Source organism: Psychrobacter fjordensis (assembly GCF_904845995.1).
Lineage (GTDB): Bacteria > Pseudomonadota > Gammaproteobacteria > Pseudomonadales > Moraxellaceae > Psychrobacter > Psychrobacter fjordensis.
On sequence record NZ_CAJGYP010000001.1, the window covers coordinates 355,553 to 376,103 of the forward strand.

Genomic DNA, 20,551 nt, shown 5'->3' on the forward strand with positions numbered 1-20,551 from the left:
GTGCCATAAAAAGCGCCTATTTCATTCAATGAGATAGGCGCTTTTTTCGCGTGTGATTTAGCTAAAAAAACTACTTAATATTATATCTTTTAGCAATCACCTTGCTACGTTTCTGTGTCTCGTTAGCGGTGCAAACATCAGAATTAATCATGGCATATACCACGGTATTATTCATGGGGCCATCATGCTCAAAGTCACACTGCTCGCTGCGAGCTTTTAGCCATACTATCTGTTCTTTATCAAGCTGCTGCTTTTGGGTAGGTGATAAGGTACGATACGCAGTCATGTATATTTTGTTAAGCCTATTTTTTTCAACTTGGACCGCATCTTTACCACAGTCATAAGCCACTTCCATATAGGCATCTTCACAAGTGTACTCACTTTCGGCGGATGCCGCTTGTGCTGATAACATCGTAGACAGAGATAGCACAGCTACACCCACTACCGTTATAGCATAAGTTGTAAATTTCATACTGGTATCCTTACCTTAGATGAATAAAGTTGATTTATTATAGGGTGTAACCGTGACTCATAACATCGATATTTATTTACTGTCGAATTAAACGGCTTGGCTGTGGTAGTAGATTTATATCACTGACACGGCAAGGATTGATATCGATACCACCTCGGCGGGTGTACCATGCGCGAACCATCAAGGCACTTGGCTCATAGTATCGACTCAAATCAGCAAATATCTGCTCGACACATTGCTCATGAAAGCCATTGTGCTGACGGAAACTCAAGATATAGCGCAATATATTAGCTGTATTAATAGGCTTATCCGTCGTAATCGATACTGCCAACGTTCCCCAGTCTGGCTGATTGGTCACCGGACAGTTACTACGCAGCAAATTAGAATAAAAAGTATAAGGCTGAGTGCTGTCACTTATCACACTCTCGCCACTCGTCTCTGCTTCATTATCACGCAGCAGTGATGCATCAGGATGCTCACACAGCGCTACTTTTTCACTGCTGTTTGCCAAGGCATCATCAATACAAACGCCTTCAGGCTGTGCAATTAATAATCCCGACTGCTCATTGCCTTGCTCGTCATCTAAGCCAAATAACTCAACAATGACATCTGCTTGCACACAAGCTGATAAATCTTTAGCAATCAGCGTCTGCACCTCTGCCCAACTGGCAAATTCGGTAAAATTGATACTGTTTAAATACAGCTTAAGTGATTTTGACTCAACGATAAACGGTGAGCTAGCAGGAATCGCAAAACGGGCGATAGCCACTTGCGAAATACCTTGCGTATTCAACCACGACATCTCAAATGCCTGCCACCAATCAACGCCAACCGTTAATTTATCATCTTGCCAGCCAATTGCATCACGCCCCATACTGCGGGCGATAGGATATAGCGTCTCTGGGCTATACTCAGTTGGATAGTCCGTGGTTTGCTCACCTAAAATACCGTGGATACTCATAAATTACCTTCTAAGCTATAGAATATGTTCAAATCATAAAGAGGTTATTTTACAGTAATAACTGGTCAGCTGATGACCAATTTAGCTAATAATCTGCTCACTAAAAAACTAACCTCTGACTATAGCAATATGCCAATGCCCAAATTACTATCTAAGCATTATTACCCAAACATATCGCTAAACTTTTGCCATAAAAAAGCCCAACAATGTCAGGCTTTGATAGTAAAACGGTTTGTTTATTTATAACAATTTTGACTATAAACGTACACGTGAGCCATTACTGAGTAAGCGATAGGCGATAGTATAGAATATTGCACAGAATACAAAAATAGCAGCCATCGAGTACCAGACATTCACATCAGAATAACCAAGGATACCGTAACGGAATGAGTTGACCATATAAACAATAGGGTTCAATAATGAGATATTTTGCCAAAATGGTGACAAGTTTTCCATCGAATAAAACACACCACCAAGATAGGTAAGCGGCGTCAATACAAAGCTTGGAATGATAGAGATATCATCAAATGAGCGAGCAAACACGGCATTGATAAAGCCACCAAGCGAAAACAAGATAGAGGTGCCAAGCACCGTAAATATGGTCACGAATACATGCTCAATACCGAGGTCAGTAAAGAATAGCGCAACGATTGAGACAATAACCCCAATGGCCAGTCCACGGAAGATACCACCGCTGATATACCCCATCAGAATCGCATGTTTAGATACAGGGGAGACCAACAGCTCTTCAATACTAGAGGTGAATTTGGCACTAAAGAAGCTCGAGACGACGTTTGAATAACTGTTGGTAATGATCGACATCATAATCAGGCCAGGTACGATAAACTGCATGTACGGCACACCGCCCATCTCACCCACACGCGAGCCAATCATTTTTCCAAAGATGACAAAGTAAAGACTCATGGTAATGACTGGTGGTAGCAATGTCTGTGGCCAAATACGCAAAATCCGGCGAACTTCTTTCAATAATATAGTGCGAAAAGCAATCCATTTTTTGCTCAATGACATGGTTTTATTAGGATCTATCATTTCTTGACTCACAATCCCGCCTCCTTCATGCTGTCTGCACTTTGAATATTTTTTTCTACCAAGCGCATAAATAGCTCTTCTAATCGATTGGCTTTGTTACGCATGCTTCCCACAGTGATGCCTTGCTCTGACAACTGGGCAAAGACATTATTCATCGACTCACCTTCCGTCAAGGTCACTTCAAGTGTCTGATCATCCGGCTGGGTTATTCCTGTCACACCTGTCAACACCAATTGACTAGTAACCGGCACTTCCAAATCAAAGACGAATGTTTCCACCGAGAGCTGCGCCAACAAATCTTTCATTTCTGTATTGATACGAATTTCACCATGATCTAAGATAGCAATGCGCTTGCACAGTTGCTCGGCTTCTTCGAGATAGTGAGTCGTCAGAATAATAGTGGTCTTTTCTTCGATATTAATCTGCTGCATGAACTCCCACATAGAGCGACGTAGCTCAATATCGACCCCAGCCGTTGGCTCATCCAAAATCAATAGTTTTGGCTTATGAATCAATGCGCGTGCAATCATCAAACGGCGTTTCATACCACCTGATAGCTCACGCGATTTACTATCACGCTTATCCCATAGACCAAGCGCTGTTAGTAGTCGTTTCGCTCGTGGCTTAGCTTCTTTGGCAGGAATACCGAAGTAACCTGCTTGGGTAATCAAAATATCTTCGACTTTTTCGAACATATTAAAATTAAACTCTTGTGGTACGATACCAAGATACTGCTTTGCGACAGAAGGGTTTTCCAACAAGTCAGTACCGAAAATATGCACGCTGCCTGTGGTCGGCTTAAACAGCGAACTAATGATACCAATCATGGTTGATTTACCTGCACCATTGGGACCCAATAATGCAAAGAATCCACCCTGTGGCACAGTTAAATCGACTCCTTTTAGAGCCGAAAACCCATTATCATAAGTTTTGGACAAGTTTTTTATCGTAAGTGCTGGTACTTCTGACATGAAGACCTCTTTGTTTGTTATAAATGTATGTAAAAATATTTTGAGACGACAAATAGCTAGAAGATATGCTGTAAAGTCATAAAATGAGGCTGCTGCTGACGAATTTCAACTACAATGCAGCTGAAGTCTTATATTGATAATATTGATGATGAAAAAAGCGCCTATCCCATTGAATGAGATAGGCGCTTTATAGATATCTATCGTAAAAGCTTGGCAAAACACTTGGGACAGATTAGCTTGCTGCTTCAACCATATAATCTACGGCATTTTGAACTTCTTCATCAGGGATATCCGCGCCACCTTTGGCAGGCATTGCGTTGAAACCATTGATAGCATGGGTATATAGCGTATCTGTACCTTTTGCTATGCGTGGTCCCCAAGCGCCGGCATCAGCAAAGACAGGAGAGCCTAGCAAGCCCGCTGCATGACAAGTATGACATACGGCATTGTATACCGCTTTACCATCGCGAGGTCCATCACCAGGTGCTGGGCCAGCAACACGTGCCGTCACATCACACACTTCATCATCTTCGAAGCAGACGGTAGCAACAGGGTGAATACGAGCAATCAGGTTAGGATATAGCGCAATCAGTTTTTGCACTTGTGGCGTATCTTGTGGAATCGGCTCTTCAACAGCAGCAGGTGCTGCAGCGGCTGTTTCTTCAGCAGCTTCACCATCTACAGGTGCGGCTTCATCAGCAGGAGCTGCGCCATCTGTTGTATCTGTAGCGGCTTGGGCATCATCGCCTGACTGCTCAGGCGCGTTTTCTACGACTTCCTGTGTGTCTGCTACAGCAGAGACAGTTGCAGGAGTTTCTACAACACTTTCAGCTTGGCTCACCGCGATACTAGCGATTCCTAGAATGGCAGCTGCCGATAACATAACTACTTTTCTCATTCGTCACGTTCTCTTATTACGTATACAAAGGCCTGCACAGCTCAGACATTCTGTCTATCCTCCTTTGATAACCTTTGGTCATCAATAGCAAACAGCCATCCCGCGTGCCAGCACACTTGTAATCGGTGATTATAAATATGAATTCTCCATGACATTATAAGGGAAAAGACAGGTAAATTGCCATGCCTGTTTAATGACTATCTTGTTTTTTCTTAAAAAACATCAATCGCTACCGTCATTTATTGGCTTTATGGTTTTTATTTGTTAGACTAAGCGGTCTTTATTTTTCGACACTTATTCGATACTTAGTAATACGACTGATTATTCATACTATTGATTGATATGTTGTGTTGGTTAGCGCAGTATTTATCCATTGAGTGTCCGTGAATAGAGTCGTTGGTTCAGCATATTATGCGCTCGTAGCTCAGTTGGATAGAGTATCGGTCTCCGAAGCCGAGGGTCGTGGGTTCGATTCCCGCCGAGCGCACCAATCATTATGTTCTAGCCTTACTCCACCCTTCCTTAATACTACCCTAAAATGCCCATACCTATCAAAAACACACATCAATATGGTTGCTGCTTTTCTGTGCTTATATACTTCTGAATATCTCACCTATAGCAAAAATCACTCTGCATCTTGCAAATCAGCAGTCAGCTGAGCCCGACTAGGCACACGGTGGTAATTAATCACAGGGACATCTCCCAAACGACGTTGACCAACGTCTATTTTTTTATCAATGGTAATCATCGCGATTTTTTTGTCTTGCTTACTGAGCAATAAATGATTCGCTTTACGGTTTACTCGATAATCAGGGAAATACTGCTTCAATAATGCTGAGGTTTTTTGTAGGCTATCATTAATAGGTTTATTCGCCTTTGCACTCATTTTGTGGCTGTGTTTGTGGCTATGTTTTTCGCCCGGTTTAGCACCACGCGCCTTTGCCAACATCCATAAGACTACGATAACGGCAAACAGTATGACAAGCCACCAAATTCCATCTATCATAAGAAAAAACATCCATCATTAGCAAGGGTTGGCTCATGTTAGCAGAATTATCACCAGCGTTAATAGCAGAAGTAGCACTTGCCACCAAGTTATTAAAATCAAAACAGCATATTTGCATTTTGACAGGGGCAGGCATTTCTGCAGAAAGCGGCATCCCAACGTTTCGAGACAAACAAACAGGTCTATGGGAAAACTATGGCGTAGAAGATTTGGCCACGCCAGATGCGTTCATCCGCGATCCAAAGCTGGTATGGTCATGGTATCAATGGCGTCGGCAAGTGGTCGCCGATAAAAGACCTAACCCTGCACACGATGCCTTAGCACAGTGGCAGTATCATGCCCAGTCTTCCAATCAGCAGGTGACACTCATCACCCAAAACGTCGATGACTTGCACGAGCAAGCTGGGAGTACCGTGACCCATTTACATGGCAATCTGTGGTGCAATCGTTGTAGTCAATGCGAGACGCCCTACCCAAATCAAGCAAGAAACTCATATAGCGGCGAAAATGTGCTTAGCTTTGATGAAACGCTGATGACCTGTGAGCATTGCGATGGATATATCAGACCAGACATCGTGTGGTTTGGTGAAGCGTTGCCTGTAGATGAGTGGCAAACAGCTGAAAATGCTGCGGCTAACTGCGAGGTATTTATTAGTATTGGCACCTCAAGCCTCGTCTATCCTGCTGCTGGATTGGCGCAGTTAGCCAAACAAAATGGCGCCAAAATTATCGAGATAAACCCAGACCCGACACCGAATACACTCGTTGATATAACGTTAGCAGAAAAAGCTGGCATCATTCTGCCACTATTAATACAAGAGATTACTGCGCTATAGCCGTAACAATATGACTGATACTGACATCCAATATAAAGTGCCACTCAGTATTATCTCTCTTGATTGTTTCGTTGATGGCGCTCTAATATCACAATAAAAAAGGCTTAACGATTTATATAAACCGTTAAGCCTTGGATACCAAAACCTAGTCATATTGAATTTACTGTAGTGCCAAATCCACTTTCGCTAGATATGCGGCTTTTAATTCATCATCTATAAACGACGATCTAAACGAATTCTTTACTAGAGTAACGATATCGTCTTCTGTTAACGGTAAGTTTTCACAGATATTTATAAAGTTCTGATTGATATAGCCTTTGAAATACGCTGGATCATCAGAATTGACACTGATGTTCAGACCATAATCTAGCAGCTCTTTTATATTGTGCTCTGTGTAGTTCCCGAAGACTTTGAGTTCGATATTAGAGTTTGGGCAAACGGTCAGTGGCATTTGCTCATCTTTAAGCCTTTGCATGAGCTCTGGGCTTTTTATAGACTGCACACCATGATCTATTCTATTAATGTTCAATAAATCCAATGCTTCGTAGATATAAGAAAAATCAGCCTCTTCGCCAGCGTGTGCGACCAATTTAAAGCCTGCTTCTTCTGCCGTTTTAAAGACATCTTTGAACTTTGAAGGAGGGTTGCCCAATTCTGAAGAATCAAGACCGACACCGATAATGTCATCTTTAAATGCCATTGCTTCTTCTAGCGTTTTAAAAGCTTCTTCTTGTGATAAATGTCTTAAAAAGCACATGATAATGCAAGAAGTGATGCCGTATTTTTCCTTGGCATCCGCGAGTGCTTCTTTGATACCCGTAATTACCGCTTCAAAAGGCACGCCTCTTTCGGTATGAGTTTGTGGATCAAAAAATATTTCTGTGTGAATGACATTGTCTTCAACACACTTCAGAATGTATTCCCATGTTAAATCATAGAAGTCATCTTTGGTAATTAGTACGTTTGCGCCTGCATAGTAGATATCTAAAAACGTTTGCAGATTGGTGAAGTTATAGGCGTTACGCACGTCTTCTATATCTTTATACGGAATCTCTATCTGGTTTTTTTTTGCCAATCTAAACATCAGCTCAGGCTCTAATGAGCCCTCGATATGTAAGTGTAATTCAGCTTTTGGTAGTTTCTGTATTAAATCAATCATAGTGTTCCAGTAGTGACTTTTCATATTAGGGTGTTATCGAGAAAGGCTTTTATAAATGCGGTGTTTGTATATATGCTTAAGTTATATCTCAATCGCTCTCTTTCTAGAAACGCTATTATATTTCAATTGAGGCTGAAACCATAGAGAAGCGCTAAAATCTAAAACAACGGCTATCAGATACGAGGACAAACATCATTTTAAAAACACCACAGTATCAGACAACTCATTACCCGCTGGATCATGCTCAAGATGATAGTACTGGCGCATTACTTGTCCCACTTCATCCAATAATTCAGCCAGACTTTCTTCTGTTTTTTGATTGGCAATGCCTGATACGGCTTTGTCGCACATCGCGCGCCAGACAGTTGGGCTGACATGAGCACTGATACCACGATCCGCCACGATCTCTAGCTGATGCTCGCAAATATTGACATAGATTAAGACACCTGTATTTTCTTCAGTATCCCAAACGCGATATTCACTAAACAAATCAATCGCACGTGCGCGGCAGCCAACATGATAAGCATCTTGGATAGGCAGATGGTTTTCTACAATCAAAAACACCTCACCGCGATGCCCACGCTCTGCCTGTGTTACCTTTTCTGTGAGACGAGCTTTGGCCTCTTCTGTCAGCCACTTACTATGCAAGAGAGGGACAAACAAAACTTGACGCCACCAGCGAGCAAAACTGGGATTTGAAGTGTTGTTTTCTGCCATTATATTATTTCCTCAAGTACGTCATTGCTAATGGGGAGTTAGTATCTGTTCTTATCAAGAGTTCTAGCCAGCGTCTACCATGATCCGCCAGCACCACCGCCGCCAAATCCACCACCGCCACCGCCAAAGCCGCCGCCACCGAAACCACCGCCACTAAAGCCGCCGCTACTACCACCGCCCATGCCAGGTAGGAATATCATGCCACCGCGTTTACGACCACCACCAGAGCCACCTTTACCGCCACCGCCGCCACGTGAAATCAAAAACAGCCACAAAAATATCGCCATAATCACGGTCATGAAAAAGCCACCACCCAATGCGAGTGAGCCAGTAAAGAAGCCACCTGTCGTCAGGATAGAGCCAAACACACGACCAAAAATATTGGTAATAAAGCTACCAAATATCATCGCCATGATAAATAAGAAAATAGGCGACGGCACTTCGTCAGATCCCTGTTGGGTACTACGTTCAGCTGCTTGAGCATCAGCACGAGCCAAGACCTCAGGATCAGCAGTCAAGCGCGCCTTTAATGCCCCGACACCTGCCAGTATCCCAGCACCATAATCGTTTTGCTTAAACAACGGTGTAATATCTTCACGAATAATTCGGCTGACCGCAGCGTCTGGCAACACACCTTCTAATCCGTAACCTGTCAAAATATACATATCACGGTCATTAACAGCGACCACCATTAGTAAGCCATCATCGATATCTTCATTACCTAGCTGCCACTTTTCAGCTACTTCTAATGCATAGTCAAATATGGGCACACCATTCGTTGTAGGAACGATCACCACTGCGGCTTGGGCAAAACCTTGCTGATAAATACTTCTAAGCTGTGCTTCTAACCGCTGTTTTTCTTGCGGGTTTAAGATATTGGCTTGGTCAACCACGGGCGAGTTCAGTATCAGCTTATCAGCATCGACACTCTCTGCATTTGACTGTATTGGTGTTTGAGCAGTTGGCTGCGAGTTTGATATCGCTTCACCGTTAGCCGCATTAGGATTAATCGCCTCGTTTCCAAGGACCGCATCATTGATAGCGTCATTACCCAACACGGCATCGTTGATGGCTTCATTGGACTCACCTGCTTTAGCAAGTGCCACCAAATCTTCGACACTACGGTTTTGCAAGCTCGACGTGCTATTGGTCGCGGCAACTGTATCGTTAGGCGCAGCGTGTAGCATAGGCGCACCACTGACGCTGAGTGTGAGCAGTAATACTGATAAGATTGCTTTTGAATGATTCATCTAATCTATACCACCTCAAATGACATCTGTACTATAGTCAATTCCATATAAATTGGATATGGCATCAGGCGCACTCAGTCTACCATCTGTAGTACTGTTACTCGCCTGCTCTATATCCAAACTACCTTTAGCTAACTATAAATTGATAGGTATTCATACTTATCAATACCTTTAAAATAAATCTGGCCGACTACTCTAAACGAATAGAGACGCTAACACGACTCCTATCGATAGCTTCATTCAGTGCGCTTTATTGAGCACTCGCTGCATCGTCATCACCAAAATCAACAGTCGGCGCCGTTGAGATAGCTTCTTCATTCGCTACGCTAAAGTTTGGCTTGGTATCCATACCAAATACTTTGGCAGTAATATTGGTTGGGAACTGGCGCACCGTCGTATTATACGATTGTACTTCTTGAATATAACGGTTACGCGCGACCGTAATACGGTTTTCAGTGCCTTCTAGCTGAGCTTGCAAATCTTGGAACAGCGCATCTGATTTTAGCTCAGGATATCGCTCAGACACGGCCATTAGACGTGATAGCGCACCAGTCATCTGTTCTTGCGCAGCAGCATAACGCTCCATCGCTTCTGGGTCATTGAGCACTTCTGCCGTTACCGTGATACCACCAGCACGTGAGCGAGCTTCTGCCACCTGAGTGAATACTTCTTGCTCTTGCTCAGCATACTGCTGTACTACTTTGACTAAGTTTGGCACCAAATCAGCACGGCGCTGGTATTGGTTGACCACTTCTGACCACGATGCTGTCACTTGCTCATCTTGTGCCTGCAGGTTGTTATAGCCACAGCCGCTTAGACCAACGGTAGAAGTCGCTAATACGGCTGCCAACATAATGGGTTTTACAATTGATTGACGCTTCATCGTTGTTTCTCCTAATAATGGTAAATAACAAAATACTTAGTAACACGTTTTTTAATAATTTTTGAGTACTTATTCATAATTTTTAGATACTGACTTTGAATGCTTACACAGCTCTATATTACTTATATAACCTTACAAAGACTGATAAAGGCATTGCTAGCGGAGTCCTCATCATACCCCTACTTATGTACCTCTATTTATAAAGTGTCATATCGTCATTTGCAAAGTATGCTAACAATGATGATGCCATCACGGTACTTTTACAATTCATGATTACCAAAACACAACCGCCATATGTTTTCGCTCGTTTGCTTCTCTTACTGATTATCGAACGATATCATCCCTCAAGCACCCCGCAAGCCCCACCGAAAACCTAACATTTCTACGAGTTTATGCTTTGCTTTCCTGTGGGTTTTATAGCCAATCACAGAGGCTATTTATTTACAGTTCGTCAGTATGTCGGTGTACCAAAATTTGAGATTTACAGAATGACGAAACATATGATGTTTTATGCTTATTTGTGACTGTACTCAACTCGTCAAATATACATATATATAGTTATATAAAAAGAAAATTCTAGTAATTGGTACAAAAATATGGCAAATTGCAGTTACGTAGCCGTACGGTTTGAATACATTTGGTAGTGGACTTATAGTATGATTAGTATTAGCGAATTTCTGGTTTCTATTTAAATATCAGTTAACTACTAGCTAGATAATTATAGTAAGTAGTGATAGATAGTTACTCGCTAAACTTAATCAGCCATGCCAATAGTGTAGTCAATCGGAACGGCTCATAGCAAATTGAATACTGTCACTACGATAAGTATTTAATTATATAACTGCCTGTCTTATCCGCTGATATTAATATTGTCAATAGCAAGCACTATATAAACGGTCAATATTGCTATTAATATACGCGGATAAACACAGAAAACTACAGTCCATTCTTAGTGGCCAAGCACGTATGAGACTCAAGTAATATGCATGAGTCGATGTAGCTAATTTAACTGCTTAACTTAAATAAGTAAGTTAACCAGTTAGCTTACTCCTAGCATACAGAGCCACTTTGAGACAGTACTAGGAATATAAATATGGAAGGTTTAGTTAACTTAGTAAACGGAATTATCTGGAGCCCTGCGCTGATCTATCTGTGCTTAGGTGCGGGTCTATTTTATTCCATCTTAACGCGTTTTGTACAAGTACGCCTATTCGGTGAAATGATTAGATTGCTGTTTAAGGGCAAACCTGATAATGATGGTATCTCATCATTTCAGGCATTAGCCGTTTCTCTAGCCGGTCGTGTAGGTATGGGTAACATCGCTGGTGTTGCTGCTGCCATTGGTTTTGGTGGTCCAGGTGCTGTATTCTGGATGTGGGTTGTTGCCTTCTTAGGTGCTTCAACCGCTTATGTTGAATCTACCTTGGGTCAGATTTATAAAGAGCGCGATGTTGTCACGGGTGAATACCGTGGTGGCCCTGCTTACTACTTCGAGCGTGCGCTTGGTCAAAAGTGGTATGGTATTTTATTCGCCATTGCTTCTATCGTTTCTTGTGGTATCTTCTTACCTGGTGTACAGGCGAACGGCGTTATCAACGCTGTGGCTCAGGTCGCCGGTGAAGGTTCAGTTATGAACTTCATGGGTATCGAAACTGGCACAACTCGTATTATCGCCCTTGGTATTATCTTAGTGGTATTAGGATTCATCATCTTTGGTGGTATCAAACGTATTGCGACCTTTACTGAGTACGCTGTACCATTTATGGCAGTTGGTTATATTATTTTAGCCCTGCTTATCATGTTCTCTAACTTCAGCATGATCCCTCACGTATTTGGTTCAATCGTTGGTGATGCATTTACTGCTCAAGCAGGCTTTGGTGCTGCTATCGGTTGGGGTGTGAAGCGCGGTATTTACTCAAACGAAGCTGGTCAGGGCACAGGTCCTCACGCTGCCGCAGCTGCTGCAGTTGACCATCCCGCACAGCAGGGTTTGGTACAAGCATTCTCAGTTTATGTTGATACCTTACTTGTTTGTTCTGCGACTGCCTTCATGATTTTGTCTACAGGCATGTACAACATTCAAGGCACATTGCCTGATGGCCAGTTCTTGGTCCAAAACGTAGCAGCGACTACTGAAATCAACGCACCTGCATTTACCCAAATGGCGATGGAATCAGTTTACGGTACTTTTGGTAATACGTTCATTGCCATCGCTGTATTCTTCTTTGCCTTTACAACTATCTTGGCGTACTACTACATCGCCGAAGTCAACATCTCGTACCTTACCCGCTCTATGGGCAAAGGCGCTAGTAAAGCGGGTCAGTTCGTTGTTAAGCTTATCATCATGTTTATGGTTGCTTATGGCGCACTAAACAGCTCTGGATATATCTGGGGACTTGGCGACGTTGGTGTTGGCCTGATGGCTTGGTTGAACATCGTTGGTATCATCGTGATCTTCTTTGTCGCACGCCCTGCTATCGATATCTTAAGAGATTACGAAGCACAGCTCAAAGCTGGTGGCGGTACTACTGCCAAACGATTCGTGTTTGATCCTAAGAAATTTGGTATCAAAAATGCGACTTATTGGGAAGAGCGTCATGCAGAAGAGCAACAAAGATTGGCTGCAAATCCACTTAACAAAGAAGCTAAGTAATACGTTTACTGAAGTTCCTTAAAGTAGTGGTTCTTTAAGCCTCTAAAAAAAAGCCCAAGACAAGTGTCTTGGGCTTTTTTATTTGTGCAGTCTCAATGAATAAATATAAAACAAGCACTGCTAAAATATAGTTAGATGCAATGTAGCTATACACAATAGAGCTAGTCATAGGATACGTACCTACTCTCTTATGTACTTATACAGATGTGGTGTGCCTCTATCTTTACCTCTGCGCACTCATAAGACATCCACTCCACTACGCTAACCGCAATTCCTGATGCGTAAAGACTATGGTCAAAATAGTGATATCAAAAAGTGCTAACGTTGATCTCACTGAAAAGTTCGATAACTATGCCCTTGTAGTCAACTATCTAGACTCACAGTTGCACTGAATCAGCTGTCAATTTCATGCGGTAGACTTATAGCAGTGCTACGATGAATTAACGACAGATAACTTTTAGGCACAAAAAAGCCCAGCTAAAAGCTAGGCCTTTTCGATATCATTGATAAAGTATAAACAAATAGATTAAAAACTTACTCAGGCATTAATACTGCATCGATAGTGTGTACTACACCATTCGTTGCCATGATATCTGTACCAGTGATATTAGCAGTGTTACCAGTAGCATCAGTGATTACATTGTCTTCGCTGATAGAAATAGTTGCACCGTTTGCTGTTTTGATATCAGTACCATAAGGGATATCAGCAGCCAATACTTCTGACGCTAGCACATGGTAAGGAAGTACTTTTTTGAGCAAATCAGTATTGGCCAATAGCTCTTCTTTGGTCACGCCTAGCTTTTCTAGTACAGGAGCAAACGCATCATCAGTTGGTGCAAATACTGTATGCTTGGTTTCTTCCATTAGCATAGTATCAAGACCAGCCGCTTGTAGTGCAGCGGTTAGAATCGTTAGGTTTTCGTTGCCAGCTGCAATTTCAGCGATGGTTTGTGTAGCCATCGTATCTTCCATGCCATCAGTTTCAGCCATAGGATCGGTTTCGCCCATTGCATCAGTTTCAGCCATTGGCTCTGCTACAACTTCTTCAGTAGTCGCTTCTGGTTCTACTGGATCAGTAGTGGCTTCTTTGTCAGCACAAGCAGCGAGTGACATGGCAGCGGTAACAACAGCGATAGATAGTAGGTTCTTCTTCAACATAGGTATTTCCTTATCAATGAATGTTCAATTAAGTTATTTGATGAACAAATAAGTTCTCTCAGTTAATGAATATAACAGTTAACAACTTATTTATTGCAAGCGATACCAATTGGTTGGAGTCGATCACATCAAATCTGCTATACCAATAACTACGATTCTAACTGATTAATTTTGAATTAATGCTTACTTAGGTAGCAACACTGTATCAATCACGTGTACGACACCATTATTAACTTGTATATCGCCCACTATGATATTAAAGATACGGATGACTTTAATAAAACGAATGCTTTTAATAAAATGGACGCTTGTAATAAAACAGCCATCTTATGACAGATAAAAGCTGGTATTCATACCAGCTTCATCATATATAGGTATACGGTTATCACATCTTAACTAAAGCTATTTTATAGTCGTACTTTATTTAGGTAATAACACTTTATCGATTACGTGTACAACACCATTGGTAGCAGCAATATCAGTTTTTAGGATGTTAGCTGTACGGCCGTTTTCGTCTTGCAACTGACCTTTGGCTGTCACCATTAGCGTATCTTTGCTAAGCATAGCGATATTGCCTGGCTTCACATCTGCTGCATATACTGGCGCAGCACCGTTAATCACATGGTAACCCAAGATTTTGGTTAGCAATGGCTTGTTGGCAAACAGTTGCGCTTTGGTCATGCCTGTTTCTTGCAATACTTGTGCAAATGCTTCATTGGTTGGTGCAAATATCGTAAAGTTGGCGTTAGGATTAGATAGTGGCTCTGCAATACCAGCCGCTTGTACGGCTTCAACTAGCAATGAGAAGTCAGCATTGCTCTGTGCGACTTGTACCACGTTCATGTCTGACATTGCTTGGCTGCTAGTAGGCGTTTGCGTTGCTGCATCTGTGCTATCACTTGGCGTCATGTTATTACATGCGCTCAAGCCCGCAACTGAAAGGGCTAGTGTACCGATTGCAGCAATTTTAGTAAGTTTCATAATTCTATCCTTGACGATTAAGTAGTAGTAATTGAATATTTTTAGACGATAATAGTCTTATCTCATTAACTAACCTGTATTTTATAGGCGATCATTACATCGATATAAATATTCATATCTGATAAAAGCGATGAACACTCATTGGTAAGTATTGCTTACGAAATACCAGTTCTTCTGAAATCAAATTAACATCTCAAAAAAGTTTATCAAGATACCTTTGCGCTGTTTTTGTAGCGGCGCTGTAAACTCTGTCTGACTTTTAAGAGTAATGTCTGACTTTTGAGAGTAATGTCTAACTTTAATTTACAAAAGCAAAGCTTTATGTAATCAATAAGCGAATAGATATTCATTTGTGCCTACCTGTTTTATGCAATAGACTCTAATATTCGTATCGAACAAACAGACAAAATAGTCCATCCTCTATAAAAGATTTACAGCGTTAACCTCTCTTGAAGTATCACCTATACCTCTACACTCGGTTGCCTCGTATCTCTTTTAAACTGAATCAACTATATGTGGATGATATTGCCAAAGAGGAATAAGCACTATCCCTCGTGCTGTGTAATTTTCATGCTAAAATAATGCGACTTTTTCGACGCCTTTTATATACATTTACACCCTATTTGTTATCCCCTCCTTTTATAATATTGACGATATAAGCAGCGCTCCTATGACCCAAACAATGACTTCAAACACTGATGCCACCTCGCACTCATCACAATCTGCTGATGACTTTATACTGACGCCGCCTGCCGTGTTTCCGTACAAAGAGCAGCAGCTAACAGCACGTGCCCGTATCACTGAGCAAATGGCCTCAAGAATTTTGATGTTAGACGGGGCGATGGGTACGCAGATTCAAACCTATAAATTAGAAGAAGCAGATTATCGCGGTGAGCGTTTTGCGGATATAGGCCAAGACGTGCGCGGCAATAATGACTTGCTCGTACTCTCGCAACCACAAATGATTATAGATATCCATAACGATCATTTGACTGCTGGTGCAGATATCATCGAGACCAATAGCTTCAACGGTACGCGTCTATCTATGGCCGACTACGACATGGAGTATTTGGTACCTGAACTAAATAAGACAGCCGCTCAACTTGCCCGCAGTGCAGCAGATGCGTTCACTGCCAAAACACCTGACAAGCCTCGTTTCGTCGCTGGTGTCGTGGGCCCTACCTCACGGACGTGCTCGCTATCACCTGATGTCAATGATCCAGCCTTTCGTAATATTACCTTTGACGAATTGGTACTCAACTATCGTGAAGCAACCTTGTGCTTGATAGAAGGCGGTGTCGACCTTATCCTAATCGAAACTATTTTTGATACGCTCAATGCCAAAGCAGCGATATTTGCCATTACTGGCGTGTTTGATGATATTGGTTTTGAATTACCGATTATGATTTCGGGTACGATTACTGATGCGTCAGGTCGTACGTTATCAGGACAAACCGCTGAAGCATTTTATAACTCAATTCGCCACGCCAAACCATTATCGGTTGGCTTCAACTGTGCACTTGGTGCCGATGCGCTGCGTCCACACATTCAAACGCTATCTAATATCGCCAATACTTATGTGTCAGCGCATCCAAACGCAGGCCTGCCCAATGAGTTTGGTGAATATGACGAAACGGCTGATGAGACGACAGCATTGCTTGAAGGCTTTGCCAAAGCGGGCATCTTAAACATCGTGGGCGGCTGTTGTGGTACGACACCAGAACATATACGCCAAATCGCGAATATGGTAAAAAACTATGCGCCGCGCGTGATTCCTGAAATCGCCCCTGCCTGCCGCTTATCGGGGCTTGAGCCATTTACCATCACAGCAGACAGCTTGTTCGTCAACGTGGGTGAACGTACCAACGTGACTGGCTCTAAAAAGTTCTTACGCTTGATCAAAACTGAAGCCTATACCGAAGCACTCGATGTCGCCCGCGATCAGGTTGAGGGCGGTGCGCAAATCGTCGATATCAATATGGATGAAGGCATGCTCGACTCCAAGCAGGCGATGATTCACTTCATCAACTTGGTATCGGGCGAGCCAGACATCAGCCGTGTACCACTCATGATTGACTCCTCTAAATGGGACATCATCGAAGAAGGCCTAAAACGCACGCAAGGTAAATCTGTCGTCAACTCTATCTCGCTAAAAGAAGGTCATGCTGAATTCGTCGAGCGCGCCAAACTGTGTATGCGCTATGGTGCCGCCGTTATCGTCATGGCATTTGATGAAGATGGTCAAGCTGATACTTATGAGCGTAAAATCCAGATTTGTCAGCGTAGTTATGATGTGCTGGTTAACGAAGTTGGTTTCCCTTCTGAAGATATTATTTTTGATCCAAACATTTTCGCGGTTGCCACTGGTATCACTGAGCACAACAACTACGGTGCTGATTTCATCAATGCCACTAAGTGGATTACGGATAACTTGCCAAACGCCATGGTATCGGGCGGTGTGTCTAACGTGTCGTTTAGTTTCCGTGGTAACCCTATCCGTGAAGCCATCAACTCTGTCTTCCTATTTCACGCGATCACAAACGGCCTAACCATGGGTATCGTCAACCCAGCCATGCTTGAGTTATACGATGATATTCCAAAAGAAGCTCGTGACGCTATCGAAGATGTCATGCTCAACCGCAATCAAGGCGAAACAGGTCAAGACGCGACCGAACGCTTGATGACAGCTGCCGAAAACTATCAAGACGGTGGCAAGAAAAAAGAAAGCACGGTCGACATGAGCTGGCGTGAAGGCACCGTCGAAGCGCGTATTGCTCACGCACTGGTAAAAGGTATTACCACCTTTATCGAAGCCGATACCAAAGAAGCGTGGGAGAAATATCCCAAACCGCTAGAAGTCATCGAAGGCCCACTCATGGACGGTATGAATATCGTCGGTGATTTATTCGGTGCCGGTAAAATGTTCTTACCGCAAGTCGTGAAATCTGCCCGCGTGATGAAGCAGTCTGTTGCGTGGCTAAACCCGTATATCGAAGCCGAAAAAGTCGAAGGCGAAGTCAAAGGTAAAATCCTGATGGCGACCGTCAAAGGCGACGTACATGATATCGGCAAAAACATCGTGGGCGTGGTACTTGGCTGTAATGGTTATGACATTGTCGATTTGGGCGTGATGGTACCTTGTGAAAAAATCCTTGATACTGCTATTGCAGAAAAAGTCGACATCATCGGCCTGTCTGGTTTGATTACCCCAAGCCTCGATGAAATGGTCTATGTCGCCAAGCAAATGCAAGAGCGCGGCATGACGCTACCATTGATGATTGGCGGTGCCACTACCTCTAAAGCACACACTGCGGTCAAGGTTGAGCCACAATATCAAAACGATGGTGTCATCTACGTCACTGATGCTTCACGCTCGGTCGGTGTGGTCACTAAGCTGCTATCAAAAGAGCATCGTCAAGCGCTGATCGATGAGACACGTGAAGAGTACGTCAAAGTACGTGAACGTCTAGCCAAGCGTCAGCCGAAAGCGGCTAAGATCTCTTATGCGAACTCGGTCAAGATTGGCTTTCAGTACGATTGGGAAAACTATGTGCCACCAGTGCCTAATAAGTTAGGCCAAGTGATATTGGATGATTACCCTATCACCAACCTACTGCCATATATCGATTGGACGCCGTTCTTTATCTCTTGGGGACTGGTCGGTAAGTATCCGAAAATATTGCAAGACGATGTGGTGGGTGAAGCGGCACGTGATTTATTTGAAAATGCCAATGAGCTGATGCAAAAGATGATCGATGAGAAATCACTCGTGGCCAAAGGCGTGTTCAAAATCATGCCTGCTCGCCGTACTGGCGCAGATACCGTGACTGTATATGACAATGCGCCTGCTGATGGTGGCAGCCCAACGTATCAGTTTGAGCACTTACGTCAGCAAAGCGACAAGGCAAGCGGCAAGCCAAACTTTAGCTTGGCAGACTTTGTCTCCCCATCAGAGACGCATACCGATCACTTGGGCGGCTTTACCGTCTCAATCGTCGGTACAGAAGCACTCGCTGAGCAATATAAAGCGGCAGGCGACGACTATAATGCCATCATGGTACAGGCACTGTCTGACCGTTTAGCAGAAGCGTTTGCTGAACATCTACATGAGCTCATTCGTAAAGAATATTGGGGCTATCAACCGACTGAGTCACTCACCAATGATGAGATGATTAAAGAGAAATACGTCGGCATCCGCCCTGCACCTGGCTACCCTGCCTGTCCTGAGCATACGGAAAAAGGCAAATTGTTTGATTGGCTCGGTACGGTAGAGGCGATTGGTACAACATTGACTGAAAGCTATGCAATGTGGCCTGCGTCATCAGTAAGCGGATTCTATTACTCGCATCCGGATAGTGAGTACTTCAACGTCGGTAAAATCAGCCGTGACCAGTTAGAGAGTTATGCTGAGCGTAAAGGCTGGGATATAAAGACTGCTGAGAAGTGGTTAAATCCGAACTTATAGTCGATTGGCTAATTAAATTATAGCAATCTAATAGTGACTCTTTGGCTTACTCATTTAATATGGGTAAGCCATTTTTTATAGAGTTATAGTTTACTTTATATAATTGATTTATGGTTACGATGTAATTTTGGAGTAAATTTAAATTATGAGTATAAATATTATGATAAATCAATTTAATAATACTAAGAACTATTTATCTTTATTGACATAGACAATGTTTGTGTTTAATATTTTTTCAGATTTTAGTACAAAAAGCATTAAACGGGGCGTAGTCACAATAGGTAATAATACAAATGCCATACCAACCTCTATCTTAGAACAGATTACAAGAGCTATAAGAAATAACACCGTGAGTACAGTTAATATATTTGCATAATGGGTTGTCTTTTTAGTATGTAACCATGCACCTCTATTAAGTTTTGCGAAACTGTCTGGTAAAGCAGCGACAATCACATGACCCATATCAAATAAAGGAGCTACATCTGCATCAAGATTGGTAGATTGATAAAGATAAAATTCAGAATTGTCTTTCATTTTTATAATAATTTTAACAGCCTTAGCAAAAGGCCTATTACCAACGCATTGGTGAAAATGATATCTTTTTACATCCGCTAAAGATATGCTATACAACTTATTACCTAGCGTAAAATCTAATTGACCCTCTTGTATTTGGACATTACCTTGCTTTATCCAATTGATATTTTTCAAAATAGTCTGAGGCTTCTCAATTAGCTGTGCTAAAAATATAACAGTGATTATTAATATAATTAATATAGGTATAAGGGTTTCAAAAGTAAACATTAAGTAGAGCGCAGACGGAAAACTAATAACTGTTAAAACAGAGGCAGCTATAGTGACAATACGTTTTAAACTCGAGCGAGCGTACGAAAAATTTATTTCATAAACCCAGCCCTTTTGAACAATTTCCTGATGATTATCAAACTGTATAGTCTGATACTCTCTTTTTTTAGGATGATTTTTTGACTTTGCTTTGGAATTATTTGCGACCTGTCTTCGATTCTTCTTATTATGCTTCCGATGTTTTCTTTGTTTATACCTTTTCATTATTCTCGGTCTTTTCTAGTAGGTAG

General features: G+C 42.4%; 17 protein-coding genes and 1 tRNA gene. 4 read left to right on the forward strand and 14 right to left on the reverse strand.

Annotation, left to right across the window (positions count from 1 at the left end):
- Nucleotides 1-70: 70 nt before the first annotated feature.
- The 5 genes from JMW61_RS01550 to JMW61_RS01570 form a co-directional block, all read right to left on the reverse strand.
- Entirely contained in the window at nucleotides 71-472 is a 402-nt protein-coding gene (locus JMW61_RS01550) for a lysozyme inhibitor LprI family protein (protein ID WP_201548812.1), read from the reverse strand.
- 76 nt (nucleotides 473-548) lie between these two features.
- The gene (gene queF, locus JMW61_RS01555) at nucleotides 549-1,433 is read right to left on the reverse strand and encodes an NADPH-dependent 7-cyano-7-deazaguanine reductase QueF (protein WP_201548814.1); all 885 of its coding nucleotides are present in this window, start codon (nucleotides 1,431-1,433) and stop codon (nucleotides 549-551) included.
- Nucleotides 1,434-1,688: 255 nt separating this feature from the next.
- Nucleotides 1,689-2,462, reverse strand: coding sequence for an ABC transporter permease (locus tag JMW61_RS01560; RefSeq protein ID WP_201550313.1), 774 nt, complete (start codon nucleotides 2,460-2,462; stop codon nucleotides 1,689-1,691).
- A gap of 29 nt (nucleotides 2,463-2,491) precedes the next feature.
- A complete protein-coding gene (locus JMW61_RS01565; protein ID WP_201548816.1) occupies nucleotides 2,492-3,454 on the reverse strand; it encodes an ABC transporter ATP-binding protein in 963 nt (320 codons plus the stop codon).
- Between the two features lie 232 nt (nucleotides 3,455-3,686).
- Nucleotides 3,687-4,352: a c-type cytochrome gene (locus tag JMW61_RS01570; protein WP_201548818.1), complete on the reverse strand. Its 666-nt coding sequence runs from the start codon at nucleotides 4,350-4,352 to the stop codon at nucleotides 3,687-3,689.
- A 413-nt stretch (nucleotides 4,353-4,765) separates the two neighbouring features.
- Between JMW61_RS01570 and JMW61_RS01575 the strand changes: the two genes are divergently transcribed.
- Nucleotides 4,766-4,842, forward strand: a tRNA-Arg gene (locus tag JMW61_RS01575).
- Between the two features lie 135 nt (nucleotides 4,843-4,977).
- Here JMW61_RS01575 and JMW61_RS01580 read toward each other — a convergent pair.
- Nucleotides 4,978-5,358, reverse strand: coding sequence for a hypothetical protein (locus JMW61_RS01580; protein WP_201548820.1), 381 nt, complete (start codon nucleotides 5,356-5,358; stop codon nucleotides 4,978-4,980).
- 35 nt (nucleotides 5,359-5,393) lie between these two features.
- Here JMW61_RS01580 and JMW61_RS01585 point away from each other — a divergent pair, with 35 nt between their 5' ends.
- On the forward strand, nucleotides 5,394-6,194 hold the full coding sequence (locus JMW61_RS01585; protein WP_201548822.1) for an SIR2 family NAD-dependent protein deacylase: 801 nt from the start codon (nucleotides 5,394-5,396) through the stop codon (nucleotides 6,192-6,194).
- 160 nt (nucleotides 6,195-6,354) lie between these two features.
- On the opposite strand, the gene JMW61_RS01590 is transcribed toward JMW61_RS01585, so the two are convergent.
- The 4 genes from JMW61_RS01590 to JMW61_RS01605 all read right to left on the reverse strand — a co-directional run bounded on the left by JMW61_RS01590 (nucleotide 6,355) and on the right by JMW61_RS01605 (nucleotide 10,203).
- Nucleotides 6,355-7,353, reverse strand: coding sequence for an adenosine deaminase (locus JMW61_RS01590; protein ID WP_201548824.1), 999 nt, complete (start codon nucleotides 7,351-7,353; stop codon nucleotides 6,355-6,357).
- 192 nt (nucleotides 7,354-7,545) lie between these two features.
- The gene (locus JMW61_RS01595; protein ID WP_201548833.1) at nucleotides 7,546-8,070 is read right to left on the reverse strand and encodes a TPM domain-containing protein; all 525 of its coding nucleotides are present in this window, start codon (nucleotides 8,068-8,070) and stop codon (nucleotides 7,546-7,548) included.
- A gap of 74 nt (nucleotides 8,071-8,144) precedes the next feature.
- A complete protein-coding gene (locus JMW61_RS01600; RefSeq protein WP_201548843.1) occupies nucleotides 8,145-9,320 on the reverse strand; it encodes a TPM domain-containing protein in 1,176 nt (391 codons plus the stop codon).
- Between the two features lie 250 nt (nucleotides 9,321-9,570).
- Nucleotides 9,571-10,203, reverse strand: coding sequence for a LemA family protein (locus JMW61_RS01605; protein ID WP_197102369.1), 633 nt, complete (start codon nucleotides 10,201-10,203; stop codon nucleotides 9,571-9,573).
- A 1,093-nt stretch (nucleotides 10,204-11,296) separates the two neighbouring features.
- Between JMW61_RS01605 and JMW61_RS01610 the strand changes: the two genes are divergently transcribed.
- Nucleotides 11,297-12,856 (forward strand): alanine/glycine:cation symporter family protein, encoded by a 1,560-nt coding sequence (locus JMW61_RS01610; protein ID WP_194198006.1) that lies wholly within the window; start codon nucleotides 11,297-11,299, stop codon nucleotides 12,854-12,856.
- A 534-nt stretch (nucleotides 12,857-13,390) separates the two neighbouring features.
- On the opposite strand, the gene JMW61_RS01615 is transcribed toward JMW61_RS01610, so the two are convergent.
- The 3 genes from JMW61_RS01615 to JMW61_RS01625 form a co-directional block, all read right to left on the reverse strand.
- On the reverse strand, nucleotides 13,391-14,014 hold the full coding sequence (locus JMW61_RS01615; protein WP_110923896.1) for a fasciclin domain-containing protein: 624 nt from the start codon (nucleotides 14,012-14,014) through the stop codon (nucleotides 13,391-13,393).
- Nucleotides 14,015-14,197: 183 nt separating this feature from the next.
- On the reverse strand, nucleotides 14,198-14,329 hold the full coding sequence (locus tag JMW61_RS14400; RefSeq protein WP_201550314.1) for a fasciclin domain-containing protein: 132 nt from the start codon (nucleotides 14,327-14,329) through the stop codon (nucleotides 14,198-14,200).
- 105 nt (nucleotides 14,330-14,434) lie between these two features.
- Nucleotides 14,435-14,995, reverse strand: coding sequence for a fasciclin domain-containing protein (locus JMW61_RS01625; RefSeq protein ID WP_110923895.1), 561 nt, complete (start codon nucleotides 14,993-14,995; stop codon nucleotides 14,435-14,437).
- A gap of 670 nt (nucleotides 14,996-15,665) precedes the next feature.
- On the opposite strand from JMW61_RS01625, the gene metH reads away from it, so the two are divergent.
- On the forward strand, nucleotides 15,666-19,460 hold the full coding sequence (metH, locus tag JMW61_RS01630) for a methionine synthase (RefSeq protein WP_201548853.1): 3,795 nt from the start codon (nucleotides 15,666-15,668) through the stop codon (nucleotides 19,458-19,460).
- 189 nt (nucleotides 19,461-19,649) lie between these two features.
- On the opposite strand, the gene JMW61_RS01635 is transcribed toward metH, so the two are convergent.
- Nucleotides 19,650-20,525, reverse strand: a complete 876-nt coding sequence (locus tag JMW61_RS01635; RefSeq protein WP_201548855.1) for a hypothetical protein — start codon at nucleotides 20,523-20,525, stop codon at nucleotides 19,650-19,652.
- Nucleotides 20,526-20,551: the final 26 nt, after the last annotated feature.